The following is a 5,690-nucleotide window of genomic DNA, read 5'->3' on the forward strand; positions in this document are numbered from 1 at the left end:
GTGTGATAAATTTTTCATTGTAGCTGTAAGTATAATTTCAAAAAGTGTTAAAAATAAAAATTTTTCTGAAAGGCTGAAAAAAATGAAATATAGGCTTGAATGGATGTATAAACTAAAAAGTAATGATAAAGTTCAATGCACTTCTGAATGGATCTCCGGTGATGCCGCTGTTCAAATGGGAGAGGAACTTGAGCAGACAGGTAAAATATCCGATTTGTATTTTTATGATGAGAATGGTACATCATGGATTTTAAAAGAAATGAAAAAGCTGTTAACGGAAATGGAAGAGGAACCTCAGGATATTACCGTATATTTTGATGGGGGATTCCAAAAGCAAACGAATCAGGCAGGTCTTGGAGTGGTTATTTTCTTTAAGCAAGGGAAAAAGAAATATCGAATTCGCGCCAATGAACGGTTCGATGAGATGGATTCGAATAACGAGGCGGAATACGCTGCTTTTTATTATGGCTTAAGAATCTTAGAAGATCTCGGTGTTCACCATCTTTCATGTGAGTTCAAAGGTGACTCTCAGGTGGTGTTAAAGCAGCTTGAAGGAGATTGGCCCTGCTACGAAGAAACGCTTAACCGCTGGCTAGATCGGATTGAAGAAAAAATAAAATCAATGAAAATTAAACCAAAGTATACTCCAATATCAAGGAATGAAAACAAAGAGGCGGATAAATTGGCAACACAGGCCTTAGAAGGAAAAGAAATCTTTGCAAAAACACAAATTTTATAGGAAGTGGGGTGCCAATGATCATTGAAACAAACAAGCAGAATGGAGCTTTTTAGCCAGGTTGAAAAGTTAATGACACAATATTGCGAGGGCTGTTTCGTTCATAAAACATTAAAAAATGAAAATGGACGAAGAACAGCGCATCGATTCTGCATTTCTCAATGCACTGTTGGAGAAAAGCTCAGGGAATATGGTGACAAACTTATGTAACAGGTCCGGGAAAATTAAAAAGGCTGACAGTATTGTCAGCCTTTGCATTTTCATTATAAGGTTGAAAAATTAAAGTTTAACTACGTTAGATGCTTGAGGTCCACGGTTTCCTTCAACGATTTCAAAAGAAACTTCTTGGCCTTCTTCTAATGACTTAAAGCCATCTCCTTGGATTGCGCTGAAGTGTACGAATACATCGTCTCCGCCTTCAACTTCGATAAATCCAAAGCCTTTTTCATTGTTGAACCATTTAACTTTGCCGTTTTGCATGTACTTCTTCCTCCTAAGCCTTTTAGGACACCTTATCTAAGTCCAAAGATAAAAATATTTACCATGTAACTGGAAGTCAATCAGGATGCTAATTGTATTCGATTACATGATGCTTTAAATATACAATAATGCCTAAAAACAGTCAAGAAAAGGCAGTAGGAAAAGCCGATTAATAAAGGATTATTTTCATTTTATTTAACATAAAAAGTTAGTTTGTTCATATGTATAATTTACCAAATACTTCTTACCCGAGGTGAGGATAAGTGTATCGATTTTCAATAGAAGGAGAGGAATGGATATTAAGATTCTCACCACAGATTCTCATCGACACTGACGAAAGAGAAGAAATAGTAATGTCATTGCTGCATATTGGAGAAGATCTGACAGGTTTTCCTCATGGAGATGCTTTTATTATGTTTTCAAAGAAAATTGGTGCCATTGTATTTGATGTCGAAAGAATACCTTCACTTATCTTAACTGTTTCCAATATTGTTTCCAAAGAAAATTGGTATACTCAAGAATCATCTGTTAAACCGCGATAATAGTCCTATTTTTTTAAAAAAAGAAGGGCAGCAATGTGATTGCTGTCCTATTTACTTTGTGATATTTGTAACAAATTTGACACAAGTTACAATGGTAACACTGGTAAATATTGATATAATTAAAGTGATTTAAATCACATTATATGTGTGTTTTCGTTCACACATATGTAATATTAATCATCATTGTGAAATGATGAGCATAATACTATTTGCACTATGTTAATATTAAAAAAGGGAGTGTTAAACGATGGATCCGGTTATATTGGCAAGACTCCAATTTGCAGCGACAACCATATTTCATTTCTTCTTTGTTCCACTATCAATTGGGCTTGTCCTCATCGTCGCATTAATGGAAACCATGTACGTCGTCAAAAAAGACGAAATGTACAAAAAAATGGCAAAGTTTTGGGGGCACTTGTTTTTAATTAACTTTGCTGTCGGGGTTGTCACAGGAATTATTCAGGAATTCCAATTTGGAATGAACTGGTCGGATTATTCAAGATTTGTAGGGGATGTCTTTGGTGCGCCGCTTGCGATAGAGGCACTATTAGCTTTCTTCATGGAATCAACCTTTATCGGTCTTTGGATTTTTGGCTGGGAACGCTTTTCGAAAAAACTCCACCTTGCTTGTATTTGGCTTGTTTCATTGGGAACCACTCTTTCTGCTATTTGGATTTTAACAGCTAACTCATTTATGCAAGTTCCTGTTGGATTTAAAATGAATAATGGTCGGGCAGAAATGAATGATTTTCTAGCACTAATTACTAATGGACAGTTATTGGTAGAATTCCCTCATGTTATTACAGGAGCCCTATGTACAGGAGCATTCTTTGTAGCTGGAGTCAGTGCTTTTAACCTATTAAAGAAAAGAAATATTTTATTTTATAAGAAATCTATGAATATCGCCTTAATCATCGGTTTAATCGGCAGTATTGGGGTAGCACTTTCCGGACATACCCAAGCGCAATATCTTGTGAAAACGCAACCGATGAAAATGGCTGCTGCAGAAGGAATCTGGAAAGACACTGCAGATCCCGCGCCATGGTCAGCATTTGCTATTATCGATACAAAAAATAAAGAAAATTCATTTGAAATTAATATCCCATATGCCTTAAGCTTTTTATCCTATTCCAAATTTGAAGGTAGCTTAAAAGGAATGGAAACCCTGCAAAAAGAATATACAGCGAAATATGATTCTGTGGTTGGTAAAGGAACGAACTATATTCCACCGGTTAAAACCACCTATTGGAGCTTTAGATTCATGATTGGTTTTGGGGTGGCTATGATTCTATTACCGATTATAGGAATGTATCTCTGGAGAAAAGGACGCCTTGAAAACAGTCCTTTGTTCTTAAAGTTTTTATTGCCGGCCATCGCTTTTCCGTTCTTGGCTAATACTGCCGGCTGGATGATGACGGAAATGGGCAGACAGCCATGGACAGTGTTTGGATTGATGACCACCGCTGATGCGATTTCGCCGAATGTCCCAGCAGGAATGATATTATTCTCTACTATTATGTATTTGTTAGTATTTACCATTCTGTTGGTGGTCATGGTATATCTAATGATCCGTGAAATTAAAAAGGGCCCTGAAGTACTTCAAGCAGTAGACGCTAAACCTTCAACTGACCCATTTAAGGTAGGTGCTTAACATGGAATTAAGTGAATTATGGTTTGTTTTGATTGCAGTAGTCTTTATTGGTTTTTTCTTCCTTGAGGGTTTTGATTTTGGAGTTGGAATGTCCACACGCTTATTGGCACGAAGTCAAGGTGAACGAACAGTCATGGTCAATACGATTGGACCATTTTGGGATGCTAATGAAGTGTGGTTGCTGACTGGAGGGGGTGCCATCTTTGCGGCATTTCCAAATTGGTATGCTACGATGTTCAGTGGTTATTATCTCCCTTTGTTAGCCGTATTGCTTTGCCTTATTGGTCGTGGAGTATCATTTGAGTTCCGCAGAAAAGTGAAAAATACGAAGTGGACAAATACCTGGGATTGGGTGATTTTTGTTAGCAGTCTGCTTCCGCCATTCTTACTTGGAGTATTATTTACCAGTATGCTAAAAGGTATGCCAATTCATAAAGATATGAATATGAATGCTGGATTCACAGATTTTATTAATTTGTACTCCATTTGGGGTGGAGTGACTGTCACGCTGTTATGCTTTCTGCATGGACTGTTTTTCCTTACACTTAAAACGGATGGAGAAATCAGGCAAAGAGCCAACCATTTGGCAAAGAAAGTGACACTGGCTGTATTAGGAGCTTTAGCTGTTTTCGCGGTATTATCATGGTTTATGACGGATATTTTTGATGAGCATCTCATCACGGAGATAGTACTTGTTGTTCTTATTGTTTTGGCTTATGTATTTGCCTATTTGTTTATTACCCAAAAACGCGAGGCGTTGGCCTTTACGATGTCCGGATTGGGCTTAGCGTTTACAGTTTGTGTGATCTTTGCAGGTCTATTCCCACGGGTAATGATCAGTTCCATTAATAAAGCCTTCGATTTAACGGTGTACAATGCATCCAGCGGAGGTTATTCGCTAAAGATCATGACAATTGTAGCGTTAACCATTCTGCCATTTGTATTGGGATACACGATTTGGAGCTACTACATTTTCCGTAAACGCGTTACGGATAAGGAGCATCTAACTTACTAATGAATAAAGATATGTTCACTTACAAAGGCGCAAAAACCTATATGACAAAATTGGTCTTGTTCACTACCTTCCAAAGTGGATTTATCATAATCCAGGCATATTGCTTGTCAGCTGCAATCTCCTCTCTTTTCAGAGGAGATTTATTTCATGATGTGATTAAATATTTAGCAGCATTCCTATTGGCACTCATGCTTCGCCAACTAATTACCATCTGGAAAAAGAGAATGGCTTTTCATTTTGCTGCCAGTACGGGAGAAATTTTGCGGAAGTCTTTACTACAAAAAATATTTCAGTTGGGACCCCGGTTTGTAAAAAATGAGGGTTCTGGCCAAACTGTAACTTTGGTAATGGAAGGTATTGTGAAGTTTCGACGCTATCTGGAAATCATCTATATCAAGTCCATCAACATGCTGCTTATTCCTATGGCGATAGTCCTGTTTATCTTATTTGAAAATCTTCGTTCAGCTATCGTCTTAATTTTGGCAATGCCCATACTCATTATTTTTATGATTCTTCTTGGGTTGGCAGCTAAATCTAAAGCTGATAAACAATTTGATTCTTATCAAGCTTTATCCAATCATTTCGTCGACTCCTTAAGAGGGGTGGAGACATTAAAATATTTAGGTTTAAGTAAAGCCCATATTGATCGAATTGCCTTGGTAAGCGAACGGTATCGCAGCGCAACAATGGCTGTATTGAAGGTTGCATTCTTATCCTCATTTGCTCTAGATTTCTTTACGATGCTCTCAATTGCTACCGTGGCAGTATTTCTGGGGATCGGACTAATAGATGGTTCGATTGGGTTGCAATCGGCTTTGACTATTTTGATTTTGGCCCCTGAATATTTTCTGCCTGTAAGAGAACTGGGGGCTGATTATCATGCAACCCTTGATGGAAAAAATGCAGAATCTAAGATTAAGGAGATTTTAAGCTACCCATCATTATCGCCAAAAGAGTCAGCCGAAATATCATGGCAGCCCAATAGTGCTTTTTCTGCCACTGGTATTTGTTATCAATTTCCTGATCATCCGGGGACTGGCTTAAAAGATCTTAATTTTACCATTTCTGGAGCAAAAAAAATTGGAATTATCGGGGCGAGTGGTGCAGGGAAATCAACCTTTATTGATTTGCTTAGCGGATTTCTTCCACATTCGTTGGGCAATTTTCAGCTAAATGGACAAAGTATAGCCACGCTCACTGATGAAAGTTGGCAAAATCAAATTACTTATATTCCACAACATCCTTATATTTTCAATGATACTATCA

At 37.6% G+C, this 5,690-nt stretch carries 7 protein-coding genes; 6 read left to right on the forward strand and 1 reads right to left on the reverse strand.

Annotated elements, in window-relative coordinates; translation table 11 throughout:
• The first annotated feature begins 82 nt into the window (after window positions 1-82).
• Window positions 83-739, forward strand: coding sequence for a ribonuclease H family protein (locus tag V7083_RS15340; RefSeq protein WP_335479336.1), 657 nt, complete (start codon window positions 83-85; stop codon window positions 737-739).
• Window positions 740-778: 39 nt separating this feature from the next.
• Window positions 779-946, forward strand: a complete 168-nt coding sequence (locus V7083_RS15345; RefSeq protein ID WP_335479338.1) for a zinc-finger domain-containing protein — start codon at window positions 779-781, stop codon at window positions 944-946.
• 69 nt (window positions 947-1,015) lie between these two features.
• Here the strand turns inward: V7083_RS15345 and cspD are convergent, their stop codons facing one another.
• Entirely contained in the window at window positions 1,016-1,216 is a 201-nt protein-coding gene (cspD, locus tag V7083_RS15350; protein WP_268337208.1) for a cold-shock protein CspD, read from the reverse strand.
• A 263-nt stretch (window positions 1,217-1,479) separates the two neighbouring features.
• On the opposite strand from cspD, the gene V7083_RS15355 reads away from it, so the two are divergent.
• From V7083_RS15355 to V7083_RS15370, 4 genes are all read left to right on the forward strand, one after another.
• Window positions 1,480-1,758, forward strand: a complete 279-nt coding sequence (locus V7083_RS15355) for a hypothetical protein (RefSeq protein WP_335479328.1) — start codon at window positions 1,480-1,482, stop codon at window positions 1,756-1,758.
• A gap of 247 nt (window positions 1,759-2,005) precedes the next feature.
• Entirely contained in the window at window positions 2,006-3,409 is a 1,404-nt protein-coding gene (locus V7083_RS15360; protein ID WP_335479330.1) for a cytochrome ubiquinol oxidase subunit I, read from the forward strand.
• Window position 3,410: 1 nt separating this feature from the next.
• Window positions 3,411-4,424: a cytochrome d ubiquinol oxidase subunit II gene (cydB, locus tag V7083_RS15365; protein WP_335479332.1), complete on the forward strand. Its 1,014-nt coding sequence runs from the start codon at window positions 3,411-3,413 to the stop codon at window positions 4,422-4,424.
• Window positions 4,424-5,690: ABC transporter ATP-binding protein/permease (locus tag V7083_RS15370; RefSeq protein ID WP_335479334.1), on the forward strand; the 1,267-nt coding region annotated here is incomplete at its 3' end. The genes cydB and V7083_RS15370, both read left to right, overlap by 1 nt.

Origin of the sequence: Bacillus sp. JJ1764 (assembly GCF_036962145.1) — a bacterium.
Taxonomy (GTDB): domain Bacteria; phylum Bacillota; class Bacilli; order Bacillales; family Cytobacillaceae; genus Neobacillus.

Excerpts from the sequence above, each read along its gene's own strand:
- cspD (WP_268337208.1), bottom strand. The coding sequence starts at position 1,216 with ATGCAAAACGGCAAAGTTAAATGGTTCAACAATGAAAAAGGCTTTGGA.
- V7083_RS15345 (WP_335479338.1), top strand. The coding sequence starts at position 779 with ATGGAGCTTTTTAGCCAGGTTGAAAAGTTAATGACACAATATTGCGAG.
- V7083_RS15360 (WP_335479330.1), top strand. The coding sequence starts at position 2,006 with ATGGATCCGGTTATATTGGCAAGACTCCAATTTGCAGCGACAACCATA.
- cydB (WP_335479332.1), top strand. The coding sequence starts at position 3,411 with ATGGAATTAAGTGAATTATGGTTTGTTTTGATTGCAGTAGTCTTTATT.
- V7083_RS15340 (WP_335479336.1), top strand. The coding sequence starts at position 83 with ATGAAATATAGGCTTGAATGGATGTATAAACTAAAAAGTAATGATAAA.